This window comes from Mesorhizobium sp. M0815, from assembly GCF_040319995.1.
Taxonomy (GTDB): Bacteria; Pseudomonadota; Alphaproteobacteria; order Rhizobiales; family Rhizobiaceae; genus Mesorhizobium.
The window spans coordinates 1-2,500 of record NZ_JAMYOU010000046.1 but is presented as its reverse complement, the minus strand read 5'-3'; the positions used below and the strand labels follow the sequence as shown (position 1 = coordinate 2,500).

At 56.6% G+C, this 2,500-nt stretch carries 1 tRNA gene and 2 rRNA genes (1 of these 3 cut by a window edge); all 3 read left to right on the top strand.

Annotated elements, in window-relative coordinates:
- Window positions 1–1,277: ribosomal RNA gene (locus tag NKI01_RS28900) — 23S ribosomal RNA — on the top strand; it begins 1,530 nt to the left of the window's first position.
- Window positions 1,278–1,373: 96 nt separating this feature from the next.
- Window positions 1,374–1,488 (top strand): 5S ribosomal RNA (rrf, locus tag NKI01_RS28895).
- 234 nt (window positions 1,489–1,722) lie between these two features.
- A tRNA-Met gene (locus NKI01_RS28890) sits at window positions 1,723–1,799 on the top strand.
- Window positions 1,800–2,500 lie beyond the last annotated feature (701 nt).

Here is a 2,500-nt window from a genome sequence, read left to right as displayed (position 1 = left end):
GCTCCTCCTTATAGACCGTACCCGAAACCGACACTGGTGGACTGGTAGAGTATACCAAGGCGCTTGAGAGAACTATGCTGAAGGAACTCGGCAAATTGCACGCGTAACTTCGGAAGAAGCGTGACCCTTTCATGCGCAAGCATGGGAGGGTGGCACAGACCAGGGGGTAGCGACTGTTTATCAAAAACACAGGGCTCTGCGAAGTCGCAAGACGACGTATAGGGTCTGACGCCTGCCCGGTGCTGGAAGGTTAAGAGGAGGGGTGCAAGCTCTGAATCGAAGCCCCAGTAAACGGCGGCCGTAACTATAACGGTCCTAAGGTAGCGAAATTCCTTGTCGGGTAAGTTCCGACCTGCACGAATGGCGTAACGACTTCCCCGCTGTCTCCAGCATAGACTCAGTGAAATTGAATTCCCCGTGAAGATGCGGGGGTCCTGCGGTTAGACGGAAAGACCCCGTGCACCTTTACTATAGCTTTACATTGGCATTCGTAGTGGCATGTGTAGGATAGGTGGTAGGCTTTGAAACCTGGGCGCCAGCTCAGGTGGAGCCACCCTTGAAATACCACCCTTATCACTATGGATGTCTAACCGCGGCCCGTTATCCGGGTCCGGGACAATGTATGGTGGGTAGTTTGACTGGGGCGGTCGCCTCCTAAAGAGTAACGGAGGCGCGCGATGGTGGGCTCAGAACGGTCGGAAATCGTTCGCTGAGTGCAATGGCATAAGCCTGCCTGACTGCGAGACTGACAAGTCGAGCAGAGACGAAAGTCGGTCATAGTGATCCGGTGGTCCCGCGTGGAAGGGCCATCGCTCAACGGATAAAAGGTACGCCGGGGATAACAGGCTGATGACCCCCAAGAGTCCATATCGACGGGGTTGTTTGGCACCTCGATGTCGACTCATCGCATCCTGGGGCTGGAGCAGGTCCCAAGGGTATGGCTGTTCGCCATTTAAAGCGGTACGTGAGTTGGGTTCAGAACGTCGTGAGACAGTTCGGTCCCTATCTGCCGTGGGTGTAGGAATATTGAAAGGATCTGTCCCTAGTACGAGAGGACCGGGATGGACGGATCTCTGGTGGACCTGTTGTGGCGCCAGCCGCATAGCAGGGTAGCTATATCCGGACGGGATAACCGCTGAAGGCATCTAAGCGGGAAACCCACCTTAAAACGAGTATTCCCTGAGAACCGTGGAAGACGACCACGTTGATAGGCCGGGTGTGGAAGAGCGGCAACGCTTGAAGCTTACCGGTACTAATAGTTCGATCGGCTTGATCGTTCTCATTCCTAATGCCCATTTCTGGCGGCAATCCTTGGATTGCGCCGAGATGGATGGCACAGAAAACAGCTTCTCGAGCAACGTGCGTTTTGCCGACCTGGTGGTTATGGCGGAGCGGCTGCACCCGATCCCATTCCGAACTCGGCCGTGAAACGCTCCAGCGCTGATGGTACTTCGTCTCAAGACGCGGGAGAGTAGGTCGCTGCCAGGTCTGCCAAGCGCACGTTGTTTAATCTTCTCCTTACGAACAGGCCCGCCAACGGGGCTCCGGGCCGCGCAAGCGGCCCTTTCATTTGGCGGAAGCTTGAATTCAGTGAGCCAAGGCTTACTTCTAGGGTTGACGCGGGGTGGAGCAGCGCCCCATCCGCCCACAAAGGCCGAAGGCCTTGAGGACGGACAAACAAAAAAGCCCGGGCTGCCCGGCCGGCGGTCGCCGTGAAGTTGACGCGGGGTGGAGCAGCCCGGTAGCTCGTCAGGCTCATAACCTGAAGGTCACAGGTTCAAATCCTGTCCCCGCAACCAAAGTACGAAAACGGCCCGCCTTGTGCGGGCCGTTTTCGTTTGCTCTGAAGTGCAGCGACAGGATACTCAGCGTTCCGGAGCCAATTTTTCGCGTATGTGTTCCGATCCACCTCTCATACGTCGGGCGAATGGCCGATCGGGATTTACGACGCGCCAAAAGGGCGCGCTGCCGTCTTGACTGATATGCACCAAGTGCCGCCGCACAGTCACTGGGCAGCAGGCGTCTGCTCCGTATTTTGCCGCGAGCTTACGTCGTAACTCTGCAAGGTCCGACAAGTGGCCAGGTCGCGCAGCCCGGAGCTCGTCTGCGACCATGTTCTCCGTTGGGATCAGCATGCTCTGCGTAAGGTTTTTGCCTTTGAGTCGCGTTTTGACCACCGGCAATTCGCTCATAATTCACCTCCAGGAACTCCCCTACTGAAGACGAATAAGAATGCCGCAATCCGACAAATCTCGGAGTGATTTGATTGGGCCGTGGCTCGAACCTACGGTTTGAGGCCACAGCCATGAACCCACAAAGACGCCTCCGGCCGGACACTTACCAACGAAGCCGACACAGCGGGACACCGAGGCAGATCCTGTCCGCACCAAATTCCTCGCAATGCAAACATCAAAACAGTTGTGTGCGTCAAGTTCTGCAAAAATGGCGTGGCAGTAGCTGTGACGTCGGCGTGTCCGCCGCGCAGCCCCCGTGTTTAGCG